General features: G+C 64.6%; 23 protein-coding genes. 13 read left to right on the forward strand and 10 right to left on the reverse strand.

Going from position 1 to position 25,193, the window contains the following annotated elements; translation table 11 throughout:
- Nucleotides 1-89 precede the first annotated feature (89 nt).
- Both HQR01_RS10460 and HQR01_RS10465 read left to right on the forward strand, forming a co-directional pair.
- Nucleotides 90-1,121 (forward strand): helix-turn-helix domain-containing protein, encoded by a 1,032-nt coding sequence (locus tag HQR01_RS10460; RefSeq protein WP_173214818.1) that lies wholly within the window; start codon nucleotides 90-92, stop codon nucleotides 1,119-1,121.
- Nucleotides 1,122-1,231: 110 nt separating this feature from the next.
- A complete protein-coding gene (locus tag HQR01_RS10465; RefSeq protein ID WP_173214819.1) occupies nucleotides 1,232-2,134 on the forward strand; it encodes a sterol desaturase family protein in 903 nt (300 codons plus the stop codon).
- 25 nt (nucleotides 2,135-2,159) lie between these two features.
- Here the strand turns inward: HQR01_RS10465 and HQR01_RS10470 are convergent, their stop codons facing one another.
- Nucleotides 2,160-2,678, reverse strand: a complete 519-nt coding sequence (locus HQR01_RS10470; RefSeq protein WP_234030133.1) for a CinA family protein — start codon at nucleotides 2,676-2,678, stop codon at nucleotides 2,160-2,162.
- Nucleotides 2,648-4,729 carry an NAD-dependent DNA ligase LigA gene (gene ligA / locus HQR01_RS10475; protein WP_173214820.1) on the reverse strand — a complete coding sequence of 694 codons (2,082 nt, stop codon included), beginning with the start codon at nucleotides 4,727-4,729 and terminating at the stop codon, nucleotides 2,648-2,650. The genes HQR01_RS10470 and ligA overlap by 31 nt, the downstream gene beginning before the upstream one ends.
- A 77-nt stretch (nucleotides 4,730-4,806) precedes the next feature.
- Between ligA and HQR01_RS10480 the strand changes: the two genes are divergently transcribed.
- Nucleotides 4,807-5,298, forward strand: a complete 492-nt coding sequence (locus HQR01_RS10480) for a DUF2165 family protein (protein WP_173214821.1) — start codon at nucleotides 4,807-4,809, stop codon at nucleotides 5,296-5,298.
- A 7-nt stretch (nucleotides 5,299-5,305) separates the two neighbouring features.
- Here the strand turns inward: HQR01_RS10480 and HQR01_RS10485 are convergent, their stop codons facing one another.
- Together HQR01_RS10485 and recN are read right to left on the reverse strand one after the other, a co-directional pair.
- Nucleotides 5,306-5,701, reverse strand: a complete 396-nt coding sequence (locus HQR01_RS10485; protein WP_234030134.1) for a putative quinol monooxygenase — start codon at nucleotides 5,699-5,701, stop codon at nucleotides 5,306-5,308.
- The gene (recN, locus tag HQR01_RS10490) at nucleotides 5,698-7,362 is read right to left on the reverse strand and encodes a DNA repair protein RecN (protein WP_173214822.1); all 1,665 of its coding nucleotides are present in this window, start codon (nucleotides 7,360-7,362) and stop codon (nucleotides 5,698-5,700) included. Before recN ends, HQR01_RS10485 begins: the two co-directional genes overlap by 4 nt.
- Before the next feature lie 107 nt (nucleotides 7,363-7,469).
- Between recN and HQR01_RS10495 the strand changes: the two genes are divergently transcribed.
- Together HQR01_RS10495 and HQR01_RS10500 are read left to right on the forward strand one after the other, a co-directional pair.
- The gene (locus tag HQR01_RS10495; protein ID WP_173214823.1) at nucleotides 7,470-8,627 is read left to right on the forward strand and encodes a GGDEF domain-containing protein; all 1,158 of its coding nucleotides are present in this window, start codon (nucleotides 7,470-7,472) and stop codon (nucleotides 8,625-8,627) included.
- Nucleotides 8,628-8,715: 88 nt separating this feature from the next.
- The gene (locus HQR01_RS10500) at nucleotides 8,716-9,906 is read left to right on the forward strand and encodes a GGDEF domain-containing protein (RefSeq protein ID WP_173214824.1); all 1,191 of its coding nucleotides are present in this window, start codon (nucleotides 8,716-8,718) and stop codon (nucleotides 9,904-9,906) included.
- On the opposite strand, the gene HQR01_RS10505 is transcribed toward HQR01_RS10500, so the two are convergent.
- Complete coding sequence (locus HQR01_RS10505; RefSeq protein ID WP_173214825.1) at nucleotides 9,893-10,702, reverse strand: outer membrane protein assembly factor BamD; 810 nt, start codon at nucleotides 10,700-10,702, stop codon at nucleotides 9,893-9,895. The genes HQR01_RS10500 and HQR01_RS10505 overlap by 14 nt on opposite strands.
- A gap of 164 nt (nucleotides 10,703-10,866) precedes the next feature.
- Between HQR01_RS10505 and HQR01_RS10510 the strand changes: the two genes are divergently transcribed.
- A complete protein-coding gene (locus HQR01_RS10510) occupies nucleotides 10,867-11,034 on the forward strand; it encodes a Flp family type IVb pilin (protein WP_173216329.1) in 168 nt (55 codons plus the stop codon).
- 24 nt (nucleotides 11,035-11,058) lie between these two features.
- Here the strand turns inward: HQR01_RS10510 and HQR01_RS10515 are convergent, their stop codons facing one another.
- From HQR01_RS10515 to proB, 3 genes are all read right to left on the reverse strand, one after another.
- Nucleotides 11,059-12,054, reverse strand: coding sequence for a TerC family protein (locus tag HQR01_RS10515; RefSeq protein WP_173216331.1), 996 nt, complete (start codon nucleotides 12,052-12,054; stop codon nucleotides 11,059-11,061).
- A 109-nt stretch (nucleotides 12,055-12,163) separates the two neighbouring features.
- Nucleotides 12,164-12,325, reverse strand: coding sequence for a hypothetical protein (locus HQR01_RS10520; protein WP_173214826.1), 162 nt, complete (start codon nucleotides 12,323-12,325; stop codon nucleotides 12,164-12,166).
- A gap of 245 nt (nucleotides 12,326-12,570) precedes the next feature.
- The gene (proB, locus tag HQR01_RS10525) at nucleotides 12,571-13,713 is read right to left on the reverse strand and encodes a glutamate 5-kinase (protein WP_173214827.1); all 1,143 of its coding nucleotides are present in this window, start codon (nucleotides 13,711-13,713) and stop codon (nucleotides 12,571-12,573) included.
- A gap of 186 nt (nucleotides 13,714-13,899) precedes the next feature.
- On the opposite strand from proB, the gene HQR01_RS10530 reads away from it, so the two are divergent.
- The 3 genes from HQR01_RS10530 to HQR01_RS10540 all read left to right on the forward strand — a co-directional run bounded on the left by HQR01_RS10530 (nucleotide 13,900) and on the right by HQR01_RS10540 (nucleotide 17,396).
- A complete protein-coding gene (locus HQR01_RS10530; RefSeq protein ID WP_173216333.1) occupies nucleotides 13,900-14,667 on the forward strand; it encodes a pyrroline-5-carboxylate reductase family protein in 768 nt (255 codons plus the stop codon).
- A gap of 40 nt (nucleotides 14,668-14,707) precedes the next feature.
- A complete protein-coding gene (locus HQR01_RS10535) occupies nucleotides 14,708-15,973 on the forward strand; it encodes a glutamate-5-semialdehyde dehydrogenase (RefSeq protein WP_173214828.1) in 1,266 nt (421 codons plus the stop codon).
- An 82-nt stretch (nucleotides 15,974-16,055) separates the two neighbouring features.
- On the forward strand, nucleotides 16,056-17,396 hold the full coding sequence (locus HQR01_RS10540; RefSeq protein WP_173214829.1) for a methyl-accepting chemotaxis protein: 1,341 nt from the start codon (nucleotides 16,056-16,058) through the stop codon (nucleotides 17,394-17,396).
- Between the two features lie 45 nt (nucleotides 17,397-17,441).
- On the opposite strand, the gene HQR01_RS10545 is transcribed toward HQR01_RS10540, so the two are convergent.
- Entirely contained in the window at nucleotides 17,442-19,367 is a 1,926-nt protein-coding gene (locus HQR01_RS10545) for a lipoxygenase family protein (protein ID WP_173214830.1), read from the reverse strand.
- Nucleotides 19,368-19,574: 207 nt separating this feature from the next.
- On the opposite strand from HQR01_RS10545, the gene HQR01_RS10550 reads away from it, so the two are divergent.
- Both HQR01_RS10550 and HQR01_RS10555 read left to right on the forward strand, forming a co-directional pair.
- Nucleotides 19,575-19,958, forward strand: a complete 384-nt coding sequence (locus HQR01_RS10550) for a hypothetical protein (protein ID WP_173214831.1) — start codon at nucleotides 19,575-19,577, stop codon at nucleotides 19,956-19,958.
- A 3-nt stretch (nucleotides 19,959-19,961) separates the two neighbouring features.
- A complete protein-coding gene (locus tag HQR01_RS10555) occupies nucleotides 19,962-20,876 on the forward strand; it encodes a FecR family protein (protein ID WP_173214832.1) in 915 nt (304 codons plus the stop codon).
- Between the two features lie 3 nt (nucleotides 20,877-20,879).
- Here HQR01_RS10555 and HQR01_RS10560 read toward each other — a convergent pair whose 3' ends face one another.
- The gene (locus tag HQR01_RS10560; protein WP_173214833.1) at nucleotides 20,880-23,120 is read right to left on the reverse strand and encodes a CHASE2 domain-containing protein; all 2,241 of its coding nucleotides are present in this window, start codon (nucleotides 23,118-23,120) and stop codon (nucleotides 20,880-20,882) included.
- A gap of 107 nt (nucleotides 23,121-23,227) precedes the next feature.
- Here HQR01_RS10560 and HQR01_RS10565 point away from each other — a divergent pair, with 107 nt between their 5' ends.
- Together HQR01_RS10565 and HQR01_RS10570 are read left to right on the forward strand one after the other, a co-directional pair.
- Complete coding sequence (locus HQR01_RS10565; RefSeq protein ID WP_173214834.1) at nucleotides 23,228-24,229, forward strand: TraB/GumN family protein; 1,002 nt, start codon at nucleotides 23,228-23,230, stop codon at nucleotides 24,227-24,229.
- Nucleotides 24,230-24,424: 195 nt separating this feature from the next.
- A complete protein-coding gene (locus HQR01_RS10570; RefSeq protein WP_173214835.1) occupies nucleotides 24,425-25,183 on the forward strand; it encodes a hypothetical protein in 759 nt (252 codons plus the stop codon).
- Nucleotides 25,184-25,193: the final 10 nt, after the last annotated feature.

The raw sequence follows: 25,193 nt of genomic DNA on the forward strand, positions 1-25,193 counted from the left end.
CCGCTGTCGCGCGAGGATAGAAACGACATGACCCGGGTGAGGCACGCGAAGGCATAGAAGTCGCCCAAGCTTTGCGTTAGGCGTGCGACATGGCGCTTGGATGGGAAATCGTTCTCCGGCTGGTCACGATCGGGGCAAACCTGCTGCTCCTGGTGCTGATACTCGGCGGGAATGTGCGCAAGCCGATCCGAATAGCCTTCTCCGGCCTGCTGATCGGATCGACGTGCTATCAGCTCAACAGTGCTCCACAATTTGGCCTGTCGCGCGACATCCGCCTGTGGATCGACATCTTTTCTGTGTTCACACCCTTCTGGACCTGGCTGTTTGCGCGCCTCCTGTTCGAGCGTGAACCGTCTCCACGGCTTGTTGCCCTGTTTGCTGCCGCCCTGCTCGCCAGTTGGTTCTTCGCATTCTTCCTGCCGCAGACCGATCCGCTAGGTTTTGTCGCCATCCACGTCCTTTCGCTGGTCCTGCTCGCCGACCTCCTGTTCACTGCGTGGTCCGGCCGCGAGGATGACCTGATCGAGCGGCGCCGGACATTCCGCCTGTGGCTGCCCGTACTGCTGGCGGTGCAGGCCAGTGGCATCCTGGTTTACGAACTGATCTTCGGGACCGACTCTCCGCTGCCTGTGGTGACGCTGCTCAATTCGCTCTCGATCCTTGCGGTCACCGTATTCGCCGGATCTGTCCTGCTACAGACCGATCCCGAACTGCTGGTTGAAACGGTCCGCGAACCACGCTCGGAAAGATCTGCGGACCAACTGAGTCCTTCCGAAATCGTTCTCAAAGAACGGCTCGAGCAGGCGATGGCGGAAGGATTCTGGCGCACGGAAGGGCTGACCATCGCCACACTGGCCGCACGGCTCGACACGCCCGAACATCGCCTGCGGGCACTGATCAACCGGCGGCTGGGCTATCGCAACTTCTCGGCCTTCCTCAACACGCAGCGCATCGCAGAGGCCAAGGCGATCCTGGCCGATCGCGATCGCGTGGACTTACCGGTGCTGACCATTGCGATGGATCTTGGCTACAATTCGCTGCCCACCTTCAACCGCGCCTTCCGCGAGCTAACCGGCCAGACTCCCACGGATTTTCGCCGGCTCGCGATCGGTCAAAACTGAAAAAAGCGGAACGATTCCGGAATCGACCAACATTTTTCGCGGCCGCGCAGAACACCCGGCGAGAATCATGCAGACCATGCTCAGGGACTACACCTCAAGCATGAGTCACAATGATGGAACACACGAGCACAGAATACTGGATCGGCCGTATCCAGGAGCATTTCGTAAACGTCTTCACCTTCGACCTTGGCCGCTATTTGATCGCTGCCAGCGCGCTGTCGCTACTCCTGTGGCTTGCCGGCAGCTGGGCTGAAGCCCGACGCATCCAGAAACGCCGCGCCGGCCGCGCGGATTATATTCGCGAGGTTACCTCGTCCTTCCGTACGGTCTTCTTCTTTGCGTTGACCGGCCTCACCACCGTCCTGATGGCCGAAGGCGGCCTAATCACCGTCAATGAAGGCACCTACGGACCGGGGCAATTCCTGCTGCAGCTGGTCGCGATAACCATCGCTCACGATGCCTACTTCTACTGGATGCATCGCGCGCTGCACCACCGCAAGCTGTTCCGCGCCACGCACCTGCACCACCACAAGTCGCGCACCCCCACGCCTTGGGCAGCATACAGCTTTTCGCCCTGGGAGGGTGTTACCGAAGCGGCCTTCATGCCTATGTTCCTGCTCGCAACCTCGCTGATGGGTATTGCCTATATCGACTTTGCGATATTCATCTTCCTCGCGTGGATGATCCTGCGCAACGTCATTGGCCATGCCGGAGTTGAAGTGCATCCGGCCGGGTGGGTCGATACACGCTGGCTCGACTGGCTGACCACCACCACCCACCACGACCTTCACCACAGCGAAGGACGCCATAACTTCGGCCTCTACTTTACCTGGTGGGACCGCTGGATGGGCACCGAGCATCCACGCTACAAGGAAGAATTCCGCAAGGTCGCGAAGCCCCTGGTAACCTTCGCCCGCCCCGCCGAGGTGGTTTCGATAGCCGCTATGGCGACCTTTGCCACCCTTGCCACCTTGGGCAGCGGCATCGGTGCCCTGGACGCGCTGGCTCTCTGACCAGGTCCATTCCTGACTGGCTCAGCTAACCCAGCACCTCTTCGAGGAAGCCCAGAGCGGCGCGCGTGAAAGCCTCCATATTGGCGATCCGCGCGTCGCTTCCGGTTTCGGTGACGCGGGTCCACTCGCCCTGCGGCCCGACCACGGCAACGCAGCTGCTGCCGGCCGGCGCGCCGCTGGGATGTCTCGACCCGCCGACCGATCCGCTCTCCGCAATCCCCCATTGCGCACCGAAATTGTCGCGGATCGCCCGCGCCTGGAGCAGCGCATAGTCCTCACTCGCGCCGCGCATCCCGGCATAGGCCTCGCGCGGCAAGGCAAACAGGACATCGCGGGCGCGAAAGGAATAAACCACCCCTCCCCCGACAAAGAAGTCGAGCGCACCGGGCACCGTCAGCAGGCTCGCCGCGATCATCCCGCCGGTCGCGCCATCGGCAGCGGCGATCTTCTCACCCCGCTGGCGCAGCAAGGCGGCAATACGCAAGGCCAGCGGGTGGAGTTCCTCGAGCATGGTCATCCAGCTGCCGCCACGATCTCCGCCCAAGCCGCCTCATCGATGACCTCGATCCCGAGTTCGGCAGCCTTCTTGAGCTTCGACCCTGCGCCCGGTCCCGCGACCACGAGATCGGTCTTGGCGCTCACCGATCCGGCCGCCTTGGCGCCCAGTCGTTCGGCCTGCGCCTTGGCCTCGTCGCGGCTCATGGTTTCGAGCTTGCCGGTGAAGACCACGGTCTTGCCCGCGACGGCGCTGTCCTTAGTTTCGACAATGTAGGGCGGTGGGGTCACTTCGCTGAGCAGATCGTCCCACACGGCGCGATTGTGTTCTTCGTGAAAGAAATCACCCAGCGCCTCGACCACCGCACCACCGATGCCGTCGATGCTGGTCAAGGCCGCCAGTGCCTCGGCTTCTCCCGCGTGCGCCCTTTCGGCAGTCGCGCGCAGCACGGGCAACTCATGGAAGTTCTTCATCAGGTCGCGCGCGGTCACCGCGCCGACGTGGCGGATACCGAGACCGAACAGCAACCGCGCTGCATCGGGCGACCGCTTCGCCTCGATACTGGCGAGGAGGTTGTCGACCGACTTTTCCTGCCAGCCCTCTCGCCCGATCAGGTCACCACGATGGTCGCGCAGGCGGAAGATGTCCGCCGGCCCGCTGGCGAGCCAGCCCAGCTCCATGAATTCGGCAATGCTCTTTTCGCCCAGGCCCTCGATGTCGAGCGCGGCGCGGCTGACGAAATGCCTGAGCCGTTCGAATTGCTGCGCCTTGCAGATCAGCCCGCCGGTGCAGCGCACATCGACCTCGCCGTCCTCGGCTACGGCCTCGCTGCCGCAAACCGGGCAGTGGTCGGGGAAGACAAATGGCTCGCGCTCCACATCGCGCGTCAGGTTCTCGACCACTTGCGGGATCACGTCTCCCGCGCGCTGGATCACGATGCGATCACCTGGGCGCACGCCCAGCCGCCCGATCTCGTCGCGGTTGTGCAGTGTGACGTTGGTCACCGTCACCCCGCCAACCAGCACCGGGGCGAGGCGACCCACCGGGGTCAACTTGCCCGTGCGGCCGACCTGGATGTCGATCGCCTCCAGCGTCGTTTCCGCGCGCTCGGCGGGAAATTTGTGCGCCAGTGCCCAGCGCGGCGCCTTGGCGACGAAACCAAGCCGCTGCTGCCAGTCGAGCCGGTCGACCTTGTAGACCACCCCGTCGATTTCATAGGGCAGGTCAGGCCGGGCCCTGCCGATCGCCGCATAGCGCGACAGCAGGCCTTCGACCCCATCGACCTGCACAAACAGCGGCGAGATCGGAAAACCCCAAGCGCGCAGGATCTCGACCATGCCGTGCTGCGTCGTGCCGGGTATGGCGGATGCCGCACCCCAGCCATGCGCCCAGAAGCGCAATGGGCGCTGCGCGGTGACATTGGCATCCTTTTGCCGCAGCGAGCCCGCCGCAGCATTTCGCGGGTTGGCGAAGAGCTTTCCGCCCACCTCTTGCTGCGCCGCATTGAGCGCGGCAAAGGCCTGTTTTTCCATGTAGACCTCGCCGCGCACCTCGAACACAACGGGCGCATTTCCGCGCAGCATTTTCGGGATGTCGGCAATATGCTGAACGTTCGCCGTCACGTCCTCGCCAACCTGACCGTCGCCGCGAGTAGCCGCGCGCACCAGCACGCCCTTTTCGTAGCGCAGAGAACAGGACAGGCCATCGATCTTGTCCTCCGCGGTGAAGGCGATCACCTCGTTCTCGGGCAAGGCAAGGAAGCGCCGCACGCGTGCTACCCACTCCTCGACCTCTTCGGCGGAAAAGGCGTTGTCGAGGCTCATCATGCGAACCTCATGCGTCACCTTGCTCAGCGGCGACGCGGCAATCGCAAAGCCGACCTTGCGCGATGGGCTGTCGTCGCGAACGAGATGCGGGAACGCAGCCTCGATCGCGGCATTGCGCCGCACCAGCGCATCATATTCCGGGTCGCTGATCTCGGGCGTGTCTTCGGCGTGATACAGCCGGTCGTGATACGCGATCGCCTTGGCCAGCCGCATCAGCTCGTTGGCAGCATCGGCTTCGCTCATGTCCACAGGCACAGTTTGGTCGATTCCCATGACGCAGGCTATGCATGAGCCTGCGCGGCGCGAAAAGTGCCGCTGTTCAAGGTCGCACAATCGGAAGGGGGAAGCCGATGATCGATCGCTATCTCAAGATCCTTGCCTGCCTGATCATCGGGTCGATGGCCCTGGTCTATGTCGCGCACAATATCGCCAACCTCGGCGCGGCCTATGAATTCTTCGTCTACGTGACGAGCCACCAGGGCCAGGAAGCCTATCCGGTCACGCTGTTTCCCGTGCCGCATCCGGCATTGGTGATCGCCGCGATGGCGCTGGTGTTCGGGCTGGAACTGGCCGCAGGCTACTTCTGCTTCCGCGGGGCATGGGCCATGTGGCGGGCGCGAACCGGGAAGACAGAAGCATTCCAGTCGGCCAAGCGACTGGCGAAGATCGGGCTCGGTTGCGCCATCGCCAATTGGTGGGGCCTGTTCCAGGTGATCGCCGTGGCAGGTTATCAATTGTGGCAGATGCCCAATGGCCAGGGACCCGACCATGGCTCATGGGTGTTCGGCGCGATGGCCATGCTGACGCTGATCTACCTCAGCCAGCGCGAAGCCGAGGCCTGACCGGGCGTCAAGCCTCGCCCATGCCGAGCGGTCGTGTCTCGACGCGCGTACCGAAACCGGCAATGAGAGGCCGCCCCTTGGTGATCGCATCCTGCACCGAGGGGAGCGACAGGCTGGCGGCGTGATCCGCCTTCGAACGCCACACTTCGGTAATCCAGATGCCGTCGGGATCGGCCAGGTCTTCGGCAATGATATAGGCAAGATTACCCGGCATGCCTTGCGTACCTTCAAGCAGATAGCCAACCAGTTCGGCGCGCTTGCCCGGTGCGGCCTTCATCTGGCCGACGATCCCGTAGAGTTCTTCCATTGCCCCGGTACCTTCCGTCGTCGTGGTGCAAGCCGTCAGCAGTGCCGCGGCGGAGAATCCGACGAATTCACGTCGGTCGAATCCGGAGCCGGTCAAACCCCTTCCAGCAGCCTGTCCGCCTGCGCCCTCGCCTCAGGCGTAACTTCGGCGCCACTGAGCATGCGGGCGATCTCTTCCTGCCGCCCGGCCTCGTCGAGCAGCACCACGCCGGTGCGGGTCACCGTGCCCTCCGAAGACTTCGCGATCATGTAATGCGTGCGCCCGCGCGCGGCGACCTGCGGCGAGTGGGTCACCGCGAGCAATTGCCCGTCCGCCGCCAACCGCGCCAGGCGTTCGCCGATCGCGCTCGCCACCGCGCCGCCCACGCCGCGGTCGATCTCGTCGAAGATCACCGTCGCCGCGCCGCCCTGCTCGGCCAAGGCGACCTTGAGCGCGAGGATGAATCGCGACAGTTCGCCGCCGCTGGCAATCTTGTTGAGCGGCGCAAAGTCCGCACCGGGATTGGTGGCGATGAGGAATTCGACCGTATCGATGCCATGCGCCCCCCAGCGCTCTTCCGGCTGTTCGGTCACCGCGGTACGGAACCGCGCGGCATCTAGCTTGAGCGGAGCCAGTTCGCGGGCAACCGCTTCGTCGAGCCGCAGCGCCGCGGCTACACGGTTGGCATGGAGTGCTTCGGCCTCGGCGCGATAGCGTTGACCGGCATCCTTGGCCGCCGCTTCGAGCGCGTCGAGCTCTGCCTCACCGCCTTCGATGGTCTCGAGCGCCTTGCGGAATTCGCGCATCTTCTCGGGCAATTCGTCGACCTCGCAGCGATGCTTGCGGGCGAGCGCGCGCAGGTCGAACAACCGCGTCTCCGCCGCCTCGAGCGCCTGCGGGTCATACTCCAGCGCCTCGGCAGCCGCCTGCAGCTTGTCCTCCGCCTCCCCCGCTTCGATGACCGCGCGGTCGAGCGCGGCCAGCGCTTCGGCCAATAGCGCATGTTCGGGCGCGATCCGGTCGAGCCTGCGTGCCGCCACGCGCAGCGCGGCGAGCGGCGAATCCGAACCCTCCCAGATGTGCCGCAGTTCCTCGAGATCGCCCGAGAGCTTCTCGCCCTTCTGCATCGACGAGCGGGTTTCAGCGAGCCGCGCCTCTTCGCCGGCTTGCGGTTCGAGCGCGGTGAGCTCGGCCAGATGCGCGAGCAAAAGGTCCTGGTCGGCCTTGGCGGTTTCGACGGCCTCGCGCGCCTCGGCCAGCCGGTCTTCGGCATGACGCCACTTGCGCCAATATTCCTCGACCCGGCCCGCCTCGGCCCCGGCGTAGCGATCGAGTAGCGCCCGGTGGCCGCGCGGGTTGACCAGGCCGCGATCGTCGTGCTGGCCGTGCAATTCGACCAGAAACGGTGCGAGTTCACGCAACAGGCCGGCGCTGACCGACTGGTCGTTGACGAAGGCCTTGCTCTTGCCGTCGGCCTTGAGCTGGCGACGCAGGATAAGCGGCTCGCCCTCCTCGATCTCGAGGTCGGCGTCGTCGAGCAGATCTGCGATCCCCGCGGGCAGCACGGCGAATTCGAAGCTGGCGGTGACGCTCGCCTTGTCCTCGCCCGCGCGAACGAGCCCGCTGTCGGCACGATTGCCCAGGACCAGGCCAAGCGCGTCGAGCAGGATCGACTTGCCTGCCCCCGTCTCGCCCGTCAGCACGCCGAGCCCACGCCCGAAGTCGAGCTCGAGCGCTTCGATCAGCACGATATTGCGGATGGCGAGCCTGGTCAGCATCGCTCGATTCTCTAGCGCAGCGCGAGCGGCGCGTCACCGCCCGCATCTTCGATACAAACAGCTGCGCGTAAACCTAAGCTTATCCAATTTTCGTTACCCAGATCGGCGTGAACCCGCGACGGATTCTCGAGGGGCTCGCCAGCCCACAGGTTCCCGCGCATCTGCGCGACGATTTCGTGCGCCTGACCGCCCGCCATTTGCGAGGTCAGGCCAGCCTGATGTTCATCGGCTATCTGCTCAGCCTGCCCTTCGTCGTGCTGGCCGCACCGCGCGGTGCCAGCGACCTGGTTGCCTGGGGCCTTCCCGGCCTGGTCCTGGTGCTCAGCCTGACCGGTCTATGGCTGTTGCGGCAGCGAGTAGAGGCCGAAACGCCTCTGATCGTCGCCCGGCGCGTGCTCAACCATGGCTGGAAGGTCAGCACATTCATTGCGGCGATCGGCAGCGTCTGGGGCCTGGCGAGCTGGGCAGCCGCCCCGCCCGAAGTCAGGATCTATTACCCGGCGATCATGTCGCTCGGCACGCTTTCGATGGGGTACTGCCTGGGCACGGTTCGAACGGCCACGGTGGGTGCCCTGGCGGTCACGCTACTGCCGGTCATCGCAGCGCTCCTCCTGTTCGGCACTGCGCTGGACGCGCTGTTCGCGGCGATGCTGGTCATCGCAGGAGGGTTCCTGCTGCTGATGATGGGCCGCCAGCAGCGGTTGATGCTGGAGCTGGTCGAAGAGCGCCAGCGTTCGCGCGCGATGGCACTGACCGATCCGCTGACCGGTATCGGCAATCGTCGTGCCCTGCTGGAGGCCTTCGCGAAGCTTTCCGAGAGGCGGGAAACCGCCCGCCTGATGGTGATCGACATCGACAACTTCAAAGCAATCAACGACCGCTTCGGCCACGCCATCGGCGATACGGTGCTCGAGGCCTTTGCAACAATATTATCCCGCCATGCCCGCGGATCGATCCATGTCGCGCGGCTGGGCGGTGAGGAATTTGCCCTGCTCGGTCCAAGCAGCGTGCTCGACCCCGCCCTGGCGCTGCAACTGCTCGCCGAAATCCGCAATGCGATGATGCCGCATGACGAACAGCTCACCGCGAGCATCGGAGTGGCCGAGCTGCGATTGCGCAGCTCGGAGGACTGGAACAGGCTCTACTCCAGCGCCGACCGGGCCCTTTATGCAGCCAAGCGCGATGGTCGCAATCGCGTGGTTTCCGGTGAACCAGGCGATGACGAAGACTTGCAGGACACTGCCTTCCTCACCCGCAGCGCCTGAAACGGCGCCGCAACGGCCCCAACGCACAAAAATTACACAAATCATCGATTAGCAGTTATTTAGATATTTCCGGACTAATACTTGCCGCATGGCTTCGAAAGCTCAGAGCTGGCTCGACCGGGCGATCCCCGATCTCCCCGATGCGATCCGGGACGACTACTTCGTGCACGCCGCGAAGGAGCTGCAGCGCCAGTCGCCCTGGTTGTTCCGGGCGATGTTCATCAATTCGATCATCGCCATGGTTGCCGGGGCGGAAGCCGCGCACCCCTTCGTCCGCTATGCCCTGCCCACTTTGATGGCGTGCTATTGCGTCTTCTCCTTGTTTGTCTTGCGCAGCGATTGGCAGTTCGATGCCAAGCCCTGGCGTGCGCGCAAGTTCCTGTTCGAATCCTCACTTTCCTCCTGTTTCGGCGCGCTCATCTGCACCAGTTGGTGCATCCTCAGCTGGCTTGCCGCCCCGGTCGAAGCGCGAATGCATTTCCCCATCATCCTGGTCATGGGGGGCATCGCCACTGCCTTTTGTCTCTCGAGCGTGAAAATCGGGGCGATCGCCAATCTGGTCATCGACCTGGTGCCCATATCGCTACTGATGATGTTCTCCGGCAATCCCGCCGAGCTGGCAGCGGCACTCAGCCTGGCTTTGGCCGGAGGCTTCCAGTACATCATGATCAGCGCAAACCAGTCGCGCATAATCCAGCTACTGACGCTGCAGCAGCAGGCGCGCCAGCAGGCCCATACCGATCCGCTGACCGGCCTGGCCAATCGCCGTGCCGTCTTCGACCGCCTGCGGCATCCGACGCTGAAAGACACGAATTGCGGGTTGATGATCATCGATATCGATCACTTCAAGGCAATCAACGATGAGTGGGGGCATGAAATGGGCGACCAGGTCCTCTGCGAGATCGCCGAGATCATCGCCAGCCACGCGATTCCCGGCGTGCTGCCCGCCCGGATCGGCGGAGAGGAATTCGCCCTGCTTGGTCCCGTCGAAAATGTAACCGGGCCTCACGCCCTGGCGCTGCTCCAGGATGTGCGAACCGCTCCCATGCCGAACGGCCAGCAGGTCACGGTCAGCATTGGCCTGTCGGAGGGCGTGATTTCCTGCGAAGAGTCGTGGCGCAAGCTGTACCAGCGCGCCGACGCGGCGCTCTACCGTGCCAAGAGCGAAGGCCGGAACCAATTATGCCAGGGCGATTCCAACTTCGAAGGGCCCTGTTCAGGCAAGCAGTTGCTCGCTGAACCGCCAGTCATGGCAAGAAGCCGGATCAGGTCGCGCTGACACCTGCAGCGTGCTCCTGCACGAGACCGAAAGCCTTTTCGTACCACTCGCTACCGGGGTAGTTGGCTCCCAGCACAGCGGCGTATTTGACCGCTTCGGAAGGAATGCCCAGCGCCAGGCTGGTCTCAGTCAGCCGATAAAGCGCTTCGGGAACGTGGCTGGTGGTCTGGTAGTTGTCGACAACGTTCTGAAAACGGATCTGCGCGGCGATCCACTTGCCCGACTTCTCGTAATAGCGGCCGATTTCCATTTCCTTGCCGGCCAGATGGTCCTGCACAAGGTCGATCTTCAGCCGCGCATCGGCGGCGTACTGCGTCGTCGGAAAACGTCGATTGACCTCCTGCAAGGCAGTTAGCGCCTGCTCGGTAATCTTCTGGTCGCGCTGCACATCGCTGACCTGCTCGTAATAGCAGAGCGCGATCAGGTAATAGGCGTAAGGCGCATCCTTGTTGCCCGGATGGATCGACAGGAAGCGTTGTGCCGCCTGGATTGCCGGATTGTATTCCTGAGCGACATAGTTGCTGAAGGCGCCCATCAACTGCGCGCGGCGCGCCCAGGGCGAATAGGGATGCTGGCGTTCGACCTCGTCGAACAGGGCTGCCGCAATCTTGGGCGCCCCGCCGTCGAGCCGCCGCTTTGCTTCCGCATAAAGTGTTTCAACGTCGCGAGCGACATAGGCCGTGTTCTTGAGGTTATCGCCCCCGCCCCGGCTCGCGCAGCCGGCGCTCAGGACGCTGGCACCTGCTACGAATGCGGCGAGGAACAGCTTGTTCTTGGAGTGCGAAGGGGTCGTCATGCGGCAAGCCTATAACCAGCCCCCTGCTGAACGCCAAGTGAAGTTCGCGGTCCTGTCCCCTGCCGAGCTCGGCTCCGTTCCATTAACCAAAGCCCAAAATCAGACGCTAACCGATCAGCTTGGATACCAGTCGCAGGCCGATGAGCCATCACGGGGTTAATATGATGACTTTCCTGAAGAAATTCTACAAGGACGACTCCGGTGCCACCGCAATTGAATACGGCCTCATCGTTGCGCTGATCGCTGTCGCCGCGATCACGGCATTGCAGAGCACAGGTACCGAGTTTTCGGGCACCTTGAACAAAGCTAGCACCGCAATGGCTGCGGCCTAACCCAACCGACGGATTCTACCCACTTCATCGCGGTGCCGGCCAGTCCGGCTCCGGCTTGCCGCGTGTCTTCCATAGCGAATAGAGCACGCCGGCCGCAATCAGCGCTGCGGTCACGGCAAGACTCAACCACGGCGGGAATTTACCCCCGCTCAGCAGGAAATCGCTGACGAAGATCTTCGAGCCGATGAACACCAGTACCGCGGCCAGGGCATACTTCAGGTAGTGGAAACGATGCACCATCGCCGCGAGGGCGAAGTAGAGTGCACGAAGACCCAGAATCGCAAAGATGTTGCTGGTGTAGACGATGAACGTGTCGGTGGTGATCGCAAAGATCGCCGGCACGCTATCCAGCGCGAACACCAGGTCGGCCAGGTTGATCACCACCAAGGCAAGGAAAAGCGGGGTCGCCGCGCGAACCAGCTTGCCTGTCTTCTCGTCCTCCACTTTCACGAAGAAGTGCTGGTCGTGGAGTCCGGGCGTCACGCGCATGTGGCGGCTGATGAACTTCACCGCGGGATTGTTCGCCACGTCCATCGGCTCATCGCCGGCAAAGAACATCTTGATCCCGGTTACGATCAGGAAGGCAGCGAAGATGTACAGCACCCAATAGGCTTCGGCGAGAAGCGCAGCCCCGCCCGCTATCATCAACCCGCGCAGAACGATCACCGCCAGGATACCCCACAGCAGCGCCCGGTACTGGAACTTCGCCGGAATGGCGAAATAGGTGAAGATCAGGCTGATCACGAAGACGTTGTCGATCGACAGCGCCTTCTCGATGAAGAAGCCGGTGAAATAGGCCATCCCGGCCTCGCCGCCACGCTCGAACCACACCCAGACACCGAAGGCCATGGCTACCGTAATGTAGAAGGCGGATAGCTTGAGGCTCTCCTTGATCCCGAGCTCGCGGTCCTCCTTGTGCAGGACGCCGAGGTCGAACACCGTGAGCAACGCGACTATGGCAAGGAAGGCCACCCAGAACCACGCCGGGGTACCGAGCCAGTCGGCGGTAAGGAATTCCATCATCTCATGTCCCTGTTTGCCGGTCCCTGTACCGGGACCCTGTGTAGCCGCGGCGGCATCGCGATGGGGGAGGCGAGCCGCCGCGACCGCGCTGGACGCGCCGACGCCATCAGGCCGTCACGCGACGCTGCGCAATCCGATTGAGCGCGTGCTTGACGCGCAGCTTGAGGTGGGCGAGCCGCGACAGCTCCAAGCGATCGGGGCGCAGCTTGCGCAGTTCCAGGCGCAGGCGTTCGTCGATCCGCTGGTGGATCTGGGTCAGTCGAAACATTCGGGCCGTCATCGTAGTCTCCGATTGGAAGCTATAACGATCGGACAGCCGATACGGCCGAAGGGCTGGTAGGAGGGGGGAAAGGGGCCCGCCAGCTCGCATCGGCATGTCCGATGCGGTCCGACATCACGGGGGTCTTTCGACCACCCGCCAGAGGGGCCCGGTCCGCCACGCAATAATGGGCAGGCGCCGAATTGGTTTCAAGTGGGGCCAAAGTTTTTTCGACCGGCGGCATATGGCGTCGGTCAAGCGATCGCTTCGGGGGCATCCCACAACAGGTGGCGCGTTTCGAGAGGAACCAAATTTGCGCTGCGCACGATCTCCCCATGCGTGCGATAGCCCAGCAACTGCTCCGCATCGGTATCGGGATTATGGGTCAGGACCCGGATCTCCTCGGATGTAAAATCGCTCAATCCTCGCGCCCGCTCGGTCCCTCCCGGATCGTAGACATGGAGCACGTCGCCCCGGGTGAAATCGCCTTCCATGGAGAGCACGTCCTCGCGCCGGATGGAGCGCTTCCTGCTCGCCAGTTCATCCGCGACCGCTTCGGAAACCACGAGACTACCAGCCATCTGCAGGCGGTTGGTGATCCAGCTGTCCCAACTGGACTGAGGATCGGGATGCGCCGTGATGCGAGTGGCCCGTCGCTCTCCATCCAACACGGTCGACAGCGGCTTGTCTGCATCGCCGCGAGCGATCCAGGTGGTGCAGCCGGCCTCCTGCGCCATGTTCGCGGCCTGGAGCTTGGTGGCCATGCCGCCCGTGCCCAGCACACTCTTGCCCCGGGTGGCTTCCATGTACTGCGAGACATCGACCACTTCGGGCACGAACTGCGCATCCGGATCATCGGGATTGCGATCGTAGAGTCCGTCAACCCCGGTGAGGATAATGAGGTCCCTCGCCTCGATCATCTGCGCGACCTTGGCGGCCAAGCGATCATTGTCGCCCACGCGGATTTCCTCGGTGGTGATCGAATCGTTTTCGTTGATGATCGGGACCACGCCCGCTTCGAGCAGGCGATGCACGGTATTGCGAGTGTTGAGAAAGCGGCGATGGTCTTCGAAATCCCCCAGCGTCAGCAGGACCTGCGCGATTTCCAATCCGAACTCGTGCCCCACCTGGCGATAGGCGTTGAGTAGCAGCGGCATGCCGCAGGCTGCCGCCGCCTGCTTGTCGGACACGCCCGCACTTTCCAGCGTCTCGCCGACAATGCGCAAGCCAAGTGCTACCGAACCCGACGAACAAATGATCACCTGGGCCCCCGTGCTGCGCAGGCGCGTGACATCTTCCATCAGCCGTTGCAGAAAGCCGAAACGCGGCGTGAGCAAGTCCTGGTTGGCCAGCAATGCCGAGCCGATTTTGACAACAATATTCCGTCTTCCAGTCACATTTAAATATCCGTTCGGGTTGAAATTTACGGCACACAATCTAGGTAGCCCTTGTGCGGTGCACAACCACGTCTTTCAGGTATTTTCTAAACGAAATACCAAGCAATATAAAAGTAGTAATTACCACACATTACTTACTGTTGATTTATTAGTGGGGATGTAGACATAAAGTACTCTAAAGTCTTGATGATCGGATGCGGCAAGATGGGTGGCGCTCTTCTTTCGCATTGGATGAGCGGTGGTGAGGAATTCACTATCGTCGACCCAATACTCGACGCTGTGCCTAGTGGCGCGCGCCTGGTGCGCGACCGGTCGGCCGTCTCCGAGGAGCGGTTCGATGTCGTCGTCGTCGCCATCAAGCCGCAGATGATCGACGAGGTCATGCCCGCCTACGCAGCATTGCTGGCGGGTGGCGGATATGCGCTGTCGATCGCGGCCGGGTGCTCCATCGCGCGACTTTCCCGCCTGCTGGGTGGTGCGCCGGTCGTACGCGTGATGCCCAACCTGCCCGCGGCCGTGGGCAAGGGGGTTAGCGGCGTGTGTGCGGGGCCCGGTGCCACCGGCGCAGCCCTCGCCCATGCCGAGGCGATGATGCAGCGGACCGGAACCGCGGTCATCGTCGACGACGAGGACATGATCGATCACGTCACGGCCGTCTCGGGCTCGGGCCCGGGCTATGTCTTTGAGTTCGCCCGCGCCTATGTCGAAGCCGCGATCACGCAGGGCTTCACCCCGACGGAGGCGCGCGCCATGGTGCTCGGTACGATCGACGGTGCGGTGGCGATGGCCTTGGCGGATGACACCACCGACCTCGCCGAGCTGCGCAATTCGGTGACCAGCAAGGGCGGGACCACCGCGGCCGGCCTTGCCACGCTGAACGGCGACGGCCAACTTTCGCAGCGGCTTCGCGAAACGCTCGAAGCCGCGTACAATCGTGCGGTCGAGTTGCGTTGAACCCAGCTCCCGCCGACCACAATGAACCTACGAGTGCCCCATGACTGACCAGACCCCCGATCCCCGCATCCACGTCCACGAGTTGGGCAGCCGCGCGCGCCAGGCGGCCAGGGGTCTTGCCGCGGCGAGCACCGAAGCCAAGAACGCTGCACTACGCGCCGCCGCGCAGGCGCTGCGCGAGCGGACCGATGAGCTGATCGCCGCCAACGACCGCGATGTCGCCAGCGTCGCCGGGAGCAAGCCCGACAGCTTCATCGACCGCTTGCGACTGACTCCTGACCGCATCGAAGGAATGGCCACCGCGCTGGAGGATATCGCCGCCCTGCCCGACCCCGTCGGTCGCGTGCTGGCGACTACCGAACGGCCCAATGGCCTCGTAATCGAACGCATCGCCGTGCCGATCGGGGTGATCGGCATGATCTACGAATCGCGCCCCAATGTGGGCGCCGATGCCAGCGCCTTGTGCCTCAAGAGCGGCAATGCGGTGATCCTGCGCGGGGGTTCGGAAAGCCGCCATTCGACCCGCGTGATCGTCGACTGCATGCAGGCGGGCCTTACCGCGGCGGGCCTGCCAGCCAATGCGGTGCAGGCGATCCAGACACCCGATCGTGAAGCCGTCACGGCGCTGCTTGAGGCGGTCGAACATGTCGACCTGGTCATCCCCCGCGGCGGGCGCGGGCTGGTCGAATTGGTGCGCGACAAGGCCAAGGTCCCCACGCTCCTCCACCTCGACGGCAATTGCCACACCTATATCCACGCCAGCGCCGATCTCGACAAGGCGGCGCGCGTGGTCCGCAATGCCAAGCTGCGCCGCACCGGCGTGTGTGGGGCGACCGAGAGCATCGTGGTCGACCGCGCGGTGGCGCAGGATTTCATCCCCCGCCTGGCGACGATCATGGCCGGCGATTGCGAGCTGCGCGGCGACGCCGACGCGGTTGCGCTGGACAGCCGCATCCTCCCCGCCAGCGAGGAGGACTGGGGCACCGAATATCTCGACCCCATCGCATCGGTGAAGGTGGTCGACGGGCTCGACGAAGCCATCGTCTGGGTCGATACGCACAGCTCGCATCACACCGACGCGATCATGGCGGAGGACGCGCAGGCCGCGCGCCGCTTCATGGCGGCGATCGACAGCGCGATCGTGATGCACAACGCGTCCACCCAGTTCGCCGACGGCGGCGAATTCGGGATGGGCGCCGAAATCGGCATCGCCACCGGCAAGATGCACGCCCGCGGACCGGTGGGGCTCGAACAGCTCACCAGCTTCAAGTATCTCGTCCATGGAAGCGGGCAGGAACGCCCCTGAAACATTGCGGCCAGGCGTTAACCATCCCGTAAATCCGCCGCACTACTTCCTTCCCAAAATATAAGGGGAGGATAATTCGTCGATGGGTCGCGCCACCATTTCGCAAAACCGCATAGACACCGAAGAACGGAAGAGGTTCTTCGCCATCGGTGCCTATGAAGAGCAGTTGCTCACCCAGATCTGGTCTGAAGTAGAATCGCATCTGGACTGGATCATGGAGCCGATGCAGGCCCGCCTCGAAGGGCAGGTTGCCGACGGAACCATCGCCGCCGACTTCAATGTCATGGGCGCGGTCGCCGCGCTGCGTGAATGCATCATCACCCATTTCGGGCGACCGCTCGATGAGCAGTGGATGAAAGTGGCCGCAGGTGTCGGCAACTGGATCACCGCCAATGAAACCGACCCCTATCGCGTGATCGGCCTGATGCACCTGTCGTTCACGCGTGTGCAGGCGCTCGCCGTCGAGAATGCCCGCGACGCGGAGGACCGTGCCCATCGCCTGAGGGTTCTAGGTGCGGTCAATCTCATGGGCACCGAACTCGCGGTCACCCGGGTCAACCGCATCGCGCGCTACCGGGAAGCGGAGCGCCGCAATGCGATCGCCGAGCGCATGCGAACCAATATCGCCACATTGGTGTCCGAGACCAATCGCCGGGGCGCACAGATGGCCAAGGTCGCTGGCCATGCAAAGCAGTCGACCCATGCACTGGTGTCGGATGCAACGGATATCGCCATGGCGGCGGAACAATCGGCGCAGGTCATGGTCAATGCCGCGCGCGAATCCGCCGAACTGGTCGAGAGCATCGACGGGACCCGCAACTCGGTCGATGAAATCAGCCGGGTCAGCCAGGATGCCGCGCGCGAAGCAGACGGCGCGAGCGAGGTGATCTCGGCGCTGAGCCAGCACACCCGCGAAATCGAAAGCGTCGTCGCCATGATCCGCGGCATCGCCGACCTGACCCGCATGCTGGCGCTCAATGCCACGATCGAGGCGGCTCACGCCGGCGAGGCCGGACGCGGCTTCGCGGTGGTGGCCGAAGAGGTCAAGGCGCTGGCCCGCCAGACCGAAGCGGCGACCGACGAAATCGTGCGCCAAGTCGCCGGGATCCAGTCATCGGGCGGCCACACGGTCCAGGCAAACCTCGTCATCGCGCAGAGCATCGGCCAGGTATCGCAATCGACCGCCACTTTCGCGCAGACCATGGATCTCCAGCTGGAACAGGTCACAACCATCGCCAGCATGATCGACGAGACCGCGATGACCGCGCGCGCCATGGCCGACACCGTCGGCTCGATCCGCACCGCAGTCTCGCGCGTCGACGAGCAGGCCAATCAGATCGAAAGCGCCTTCGCGGAAGTCCATCGCCAGCTGGCGCAGCTGGAAAACGAAGTCGACGCCTTTCTGCACGATATCGCGGCCTGAACAGACCGCCCGCCCCTGTCTGGAGCGGGCGGAAGCCGGTCCGGTTCAGATATTCGTACTACTTGGGATCAGGCTGGGCTTGAGGAAGGGATAAGGTACGCGCCGCGTCGCGTTTTCGGCATCGATCGCCGTTTCGACCGCCGCCAAGGCCGCCTGGAAACCGGCCAGTGGCCCCTCAACGTGCGGATCCAGGAACCACGCTGGATAGGGTGCATCGTGCGACTTGTAGTCGCCTAGCGGGCGATAATAGAGCGATCCCAGCAGGTAGAGCACCTTGAGCTGTTCGAGGGCGATATCAAGCGTTGGCATCAGCTCCAGCCAGTCGCTCTTCGCCTGGCCGGTGAAGGACGTCGGCAGCGCCTGCCACAAGGCGCCGGTCACGGCGGGCGCAAACTCCATCACCGCCTTCTGCGGAAAATTGACCGCTGCATGCTGCGCGCTGGCGGTGAAGATGATCATGGTGCAGGTGTCGACCAGTTCCGCGATCGTCTGCGGCCCGGGGAAGCCATCGACCTTGCCGGTACCGGCGATCTCCGCCGCCCAGGCGGCCAACTCGTAGTCGCCGCTCACCGCCGCATCATCGGCATAGTAGAGCGCGAGATAGGCCAAGACCCAATCCTGGATTGCGGTCCACACGCGCATCCCATCCACCGCATAGGGGTAGTTCGTCAGCATGGATGACGCACCAAACCCCCGCGCTGCAAGATCGTTCGGCAGCATCTTGTCGGTAAAGTTGAACGACAGGCGTGCCGCGGCTGCCTGCGCCTGGCTGCTGGTGATCGTCCCGGCAAAGATCTCGTCGATCGGGCCGCCGGCGGTGATCAGGCTGGTTGCGGCGGCGTAGTTGATGAACATCGTACCTTCGAAATGCGGCAACAGCAGTGCCCACACCGGGTGCAGGTTGGCGAGCTGGCGATGCGTTGCAACCGCGATCGCTTCGGTCACCAGATGGGTACGCGCAAGGTGCGCCACCAGTTCGTGGTAATTGCCGTCGGCAACCTGCACGATGAACTTGGCCATCTGCCAACCCCACTGCTCTTCGACGGCGAGCGACGGCGTGACGACTGGGCAACTGGCATCGCTCGGATCGCAACGGATCGCGATCGGGACCAGCTCTTGCGAGCCGGGCGGCAAGGCGAACAGCGCGATGGGCATATAGAGGTATTTGCCACTACCCGCTTCGGGCGCGATGACTGAAAGGTCCTTGTAGTCGCACTGGAATATCCGACCGGTAGCCAGGGCCTGGGCCAGCGTATCTTGCGTTACGATGGCGGCATATTGCGCTTCCGTCAAAGGACAGCCGCTTGGGATCTCGGTGATGGTCTCGATCAGCATGCAGTTCGGACCAGCGACGCGGAGCCGCGCGAATTCGAGGTCATCCAGCAATTGCCATGAAACCCCAGGACAGGAAATCGTGTCGAACAGGGCGCGATAATCCGCGATCTGCGGTGGCGAAGCAGCAGCGAGTGCAGCGTTCACTTTGCCCTGGGTGTTGAGCAACCCCTTCAGCGTGGCGACATGGCCCTTGAGCGCTTCGACCAACCTGTCTTCGACGAACTCCTCCGCCAGATGCTCGATCAGGCCGCCCTTGGGACAGTTCCCCGTGTTCGCATCGAATTTCGCCTGGATCGCCGCAACGTCGGCTGCAACAGCGGCTGCCAGCTTCTCGCCGGCATCTATCGCTTCCTGGGCGATCGCATCGCCTTGCTGGGCGTGGACCTGCTTCTGCACTGCAAGCACGTTCACGACCAGTTTGAGCAGGATCCCCACCAGCTTCAGGCCCCATTCGAGGTTGGGCTCCTCTTCCGAAGGCAAGCCCTTGACCACGGGAATCCCCGGCAGGGTCTGCACGTCCGAAGTCCAGCTATAGGTGGCCTGCGCGCTGGCCAGTTGTGCCTTGCGCTGGGCCTGGACCTGCGGCGTATCGTTCTGCGGAAGAGTGGGAGAAGCGGGTGCCTGCTGTGCCGTCATGTTCGGTTATCCTCTCGCCTTGCGCCGGAGAGGGCCCCCCGGCGGAATAAAGCCGCCGGTGAAGTGGCACGAATTCTTGAATAAATGATGGTTTTACTGGGAGATAAATTCGGGCGCGCTTGAATTCGGCGAATTCCCTTGGTCAGCGCCGCCCTTGCCCCCGCCCCCGCTTCTGTGGCAGTTTCACCGCGGGTTGAGGAGGGGTCTATGGCTAAAAGGCAGATAAGCGCCGCGATCATCGCGAGTATCGCGTTCGTGAGCGTTCCGATGGCGCCGCTTCACGCGGAATCGCTCGACGAACTCGATGCGATTTCCGACCGCTCGGTGAACGAGGAGGCGGCGCTGGACGATGCGCGGGCGCTAGCCGAGACCGGCGCACTGCTCGAAGCGATCGCGACGCTCGAGCGGATGCTCGCCGAGAACCCCAAATCGCGCGAAGGGCGGCTGCTGCATGCGCTCTACCTGTGCAAGGTCGACGACCGGCGCGGCGGGCTGGTCGAAATCGACAAGCTCAAGAGCAAGGAATTTGGCAAGAAACTGCTGAAGGAAGCACGCGGCCTGTGCGAAGCGCAACCGCAGGCGGAGGGTTGAACGATGGACCGCTGCCGCAATCTTGCCGCCGCGCTGATCGCCGGCACTCTCGTCCTCACCTCCTTTTCCGGCACACCGCTGATGGCGCAAGAGCGGGTCGAGGTGGGCAACGCCGCGACCGTCGTCGGCGACGTGCGCATGAGCAATCCGCAGATCACCAAGCCGCGCAAGATCGAGCGAAAGCAACGGCTCGCCTGGGGTGACATGGTCGACACGGCCAAGAAATCGCAGCTGCAGATCCTGCTGCTCGACCGCTCCACCTTCGGCATCGGCGCCAGCTCGCGGGTACGGATCGATCGTTACGTCTACGACCCGGAGAAGGGCCGGTCGGTCTTCATGACCATGATCAAGGGCGCTCTGCGCTTCCTCTCGGGTCGCCAGGGCGGCGAAAACAGCGCGGAGATCCAGTCGCCGTCGGGCCGCATCGGCATTCGCGGCACCGCGCTCGACATGCTGGTCGGTGAAAATGCCGAAGACATCGCGGAAGCGGAGGAAGCCGTCGGCAAGGTCGATAGCAACAAAGACGAAGCCACGCTGGTGGTGCTGCGCGGCCCCGGCGCCGCGACCGAAGGCGGGCTGACCGTCGGTCTCGCCGAAGTGACCGCTGCGGGACAGACGGTGGTGCTCGACCAGCCCGGGCTCGCGGCCTACATCCCGCGCAATGGCGCGCCGCCGATCGGTCCCTTCTTCATCTCCAATCCCGGCCTCGCCAAATTGCAGGACGAACTGGCGCCCGAAGTCGCACGCGCGGCGAAGGGCGGCAGGTTGCTCAAGGCCCTGCTGCCGATTGCCGGGGCGATCGCGATCGGCTCAATCCTCAGCGGGAACAAGGATGAGACTTCACCTGCCGGGCGCGTGCAGGATAGCCCGAACGACTATCCGACTTCCGACGTCCCGCCGCGTAGCCCCAACGGCTAGCGGCTACTTCGACGTCGCCTGATAGACCCCGTCCCAGCCGGGCCCGGGCGGCGAGGCCCTGAGATCGGCGATCCACTCGACGTAGTGCTCGCCCAGCGCAGCGACGCCGAAGCGCGCATAATCGACCTGCTCCAACGCCGCCTCGGCCGCATCCCAGTGCTGCGCGCGCAATTCAGACAGCATGTGGTTCTGCGCCTCGGCCAGGGCCGTGAACTGCGGGTCCAGCGCCAATATCTCGTCGCCCAGCAGCGCGAAGATCGTGTCCGGGGCATCGCGGCCGACCACGCGCACGCGGTCGATTTCGATCAGCGCGAAACCGCGCAATTCCGCCGCCAGTGTGCTGCCCACGACGATGGGCACGCCGTACTGCTTGGTCAGCCCCTCGAGCCGCGACGCCATGTTCACCGTGTCGCCGATCAGCGTGTAGGACAGCCGCTGGCGCGAACCCATATTGCCGACGCAGCACAGCCCGGCGTTGAGCCCGATGCCGATCTTGACCTCGCCCGGCCAGACCACGCCCTTGCGCGTGGGCATGGTGCGGTTCAGCTCCTCCAGCTCGGCAAGCATGGCCAGCGCGGCGCGGGCGGCGTGCTGCGGGTGCTCGGGATCGTCGAGCGGGGCGTTCCAGAAGGCGAGGATCGCGTCACCGATATACTTGTCGAGCGTCGCCTGGTGGTCGAGCAGGATGCGGCTCATCGGGGTGAGGAAATCGATCAGGAAGGCGATCACCTCGTGCGGGGCATAGCGCTCCGACAGGCGCGAAAAGCCGCGGATGTCGCACATCAGCACGCTCATCTCGCGCTCCTCGCCGCCGAGCTCGAGGCTGTGCGGGTCCTCGGCGATGCGGCGCACCATCTCGGGCGAGAGGTAACGGTCGAAGGCGGCGTGGATATAGGCGCGCTGGCGCTCCTCGCGGTAGAATACCGCCACGGTCTGCACCGCATAGACCACCAGCAGCGCGAGCACCGGATAGGTCGGGTCGAGCAGGTAATCGGCGCGGGTGAAGGCGAGCCAGCTGACCCCGACCACCAGCCCCACCCCGCCAACCGCCGCCAGCGCGCCGAATGCCGCGCCCAGCCGCGGCAGCACCAGCGCCAGCCCCACGCCGAGCAGCAGCACCAGCGCCAGCTCGAGGCCATAGGCCCAGTCGGGCCGCTCGAGGAAATCGCCGGCGAGGATCTGCCCCGCCGCCGCCGCGTGGACGTTGACCCCCGCGGTACGCTCGGCCAGCGGGGTGGCGACGAGGTCCTGCAGTCCCGCCGCGCTGCCGCCGATGAAGACGATCCGCCCCGCCACCGCCCGCGCCAGCTCGGCATCGGGCATGTCGCCCTCGATGATCCGCCAGGCGGGCAGCGTCGCATGCGCGGTGTGGCGGGCGAAGTGGACCCACATCTCGCCCGCGTCGTTGACCGGGATCACGTCCGCCCCGATCCGCAGCGATACCGCCGCGCCGGGCGCCTCCAGCGTCTCGCCGCTGCCGTCGCTGGTGGTCAGGTCGGGCGAGCCGTCGCCGCGCGCCACGCGCACCGCCTCGAGCCCCAGCGAGGGCACCAGCACTCCGCGATGGATCGCCACCAGCGGCGCGCGACGCACGATCCCGTCGGCGTCGGGCTCGATGCTGACGAAGCCATTGCCCTGCGCCGCCGCCTCCAGCACCGGCAGCGGCTGGATCGCCCCGTCATAGCGGCGCACTGTGCGGGTCGGCATGGTGCCGTGCAGGGTAAAGCCCGCCTTGGGCTCGATCGCCTCGCCATGTCCGCCGCGGTCGAGGAAATAGGCGGTCACCACCGGCGCCCCGGCAAAGCTGCGCGCGAGTAGCGCGTCATGCCCCGGCAGGTTCGCAAAGCCCTCGCCCAGCGCCAGCTCGGTCCCCAATCGGCGATGCAGTGCCGCAACTTCCTCGGGCGAAGTCCTGTCCGGTTCCGACAGCACGATGTCGAAGGCGATCGCCGCCGCCCCGGCACGCGCCAGCCGGTCGGTCAGCTCGGCCAGCTCGGTGCGCGGCCAGGGCCATTGGCCGAGCTTCGCGATCGAGGCCTCGTCGATGTCGACCACCGCCACGCGCGCCGCATCGGCCCCGGCGGGATCGCGCGGCGCGGCCTGCTGGTAGGCGTCGAACACCGCCAGCCGCACCCGCTCGAGCGCGCCGAGATCGGCCAGCTGCAACAGCACCACCAACGCCAGCGCGCCCAGCCCCGCCGCCAATGCGGGCGCATCGCGCAAAGCCCTGAGCCGCTGGAACATATGCCACCCTCCCCTGGGTGCGATCCTATTGCGCTTTCCCACCCGCGCAACCCTGCGCCCGCACTCTCTTAGTTAGTCTTGACTCTAATTAGTCTATACCCTAACTAATGTCTCGTAAGGGCCGGCGCCGCCGCGTGGCCATCGATGAACACAATCTGGAGATGATCATGGTTTTGAAAGCCAGCCTGACTGCCGCCCTCGGCACCGCCTGCGCGCTCCTGGTGGCGACGCCCGTCCTGGCAGGCGAGCCGGCGAGTACGGACCAGGTGGAGGCACCCGAACCAGCGATGCCGCAACCCGCGTTGTGGACCCTGCGTGACGAGGATACGGTCGTTCACCTGTTCGGCTACGCCAGCGCACTGCCGCCCGGCGCGGCATGGCGTTCCCCCGGCTTCGACGACCTGCTCGCCCACGCGGACATCGTCGTGCTCGAGAGCAATTCGACCGACCCGGCGGCGGCGAGCGAGGTCCAGTCGACGGTGAGGTCGCTCGGCATCATTGCCGATGGGACCACGCTCAGCCAGAAACTCGGCGAGGCGCAAGCCGAGGAGCTCGCAGCGATCGCTGCGGGATTGGGCCTGCCAATCGCGGCGCTCGACCGGCTCAGGCCGTGGCTTGCCGCGGTCCAGCTCGGCGTCGTCGCAGCGCAGCGCCAGGGCGACGACCTGGCCAATACGCCCGCGACCGTCATCGCCAGCGAAGCCGCGGCGAACGGAACCGAGCTCGTGGCGCTCGAAGGGCCGACCGACCTCATGCGGCGCATGGCTTCGCTGCCCGATGACGAGCAGGTCAGCTTCCTGATGCACGCGGCGCGGACGATCCGCGACGATCCCGACCAGTCCGCCCGCACCAATGCCGCGTGGCTGGCCGGAGACGTCGCCTCGCTCGCCGGGATCTTCCACGGGGATGGCGCCTGGTCGAGCAAGGCGGTCTATGACCTGATGCTGGTCAGCCGCAACGTCGCATGGCGACAGCAGATCGAGACCCTCCTCGAAAGCCGCACGGGTTCGATACTGGTCACGATCGGGGCCGGCCACCTTGCCGGGCCCGACAGCCTCGTCACCATGCTCACCGCGGCGGGATGGGACGTCGAGCGCGAGGCGCCCTGAAATAGTCCTTGTTTTCCGCCCGCGCCTGCGCGCCAGGTTTCTTGTTTTTCGAACCGACCTCCGTCGGTTCGTCCTCGCTAGATGTGCAGCAGGCTGCACCCGCTGCGGGCGGGCGCTTGCCCTTGCCGGGCCTCCACCGGCCCGGAAGACCCTCGCGATTTTCCTACTCGTTTGAATTGTGCTCCATCCTCGCAAATGGACGACAATTCATCTTCCCCTCCCTCACCCCACACCACCCTGCCCGCCTTCGCCCCGGTCCCGCGCCAGAAGGACCGCAGCAATGGGTGGAAGGCGGAAACCCAGCTCGCCTTTATCGAGGCGCTGGCCGATACGGGCAGCGTCACCGCCGCGTGCCAGATGGTCCAGCGCAGCACGCATGGCGCCTATCACCTGCGCCGCCAGCCGGGGGCGGAGGAGTTCGCCGCCGCGTGGGAGGCCGCGCTCGACCTCGGCGTGAAGCGGATCGAGGACACGGCGATGGACCGCGCGCTCAACGGAGTGGAGGTGCCGGTCTACTCCTATGGCAAGCTCGTCGGCACGCGCCGCGTGCACAATGACCGGTTGCTGATGTTCATGCTGCGCAACCGCGCCCCCGCGCGCTTTGCAGAGGGGCGGGCGAAGGGCATGAACGCCATCGGCAAGATGGAGGTCGAGCGGCTGAAGAAGCAGTGGCGCGCCGAGTGGGAGGCGGAGCGGCGCCGCGTCTCCCCCGCCGAGATCCGCGCGAGCATCGACCGCAAGGTCGAGGAGTTCCGCCAGCGGATAGAATGGAACCAAAGCCCCCGCACCCGCGCCGCCTGGGAGGAATACTGCCGCCTGCGCGACGAGGACGCAGCCAGTGGCTACAGCGCGCGGAACGACCCGGAACACCCGATGTATCGCGAGCGGGAGCCGGGTGTGGATGGGGAACGCACAGCGCCGAAGTTACCAGCGTCGGATGGGGCCCATGATTAGCGAAGTCGCG

The organism is Erythrobacter mangrovi (assembly GCF_013260645.1).
Taxonomy (GTDB): Bacteria; Pseudomonadota; Alphaproteobacteria; order Sphingomonadales; family Sphingomonadaceae; genus Qipengyuania; species Qipengyuania mangrovi.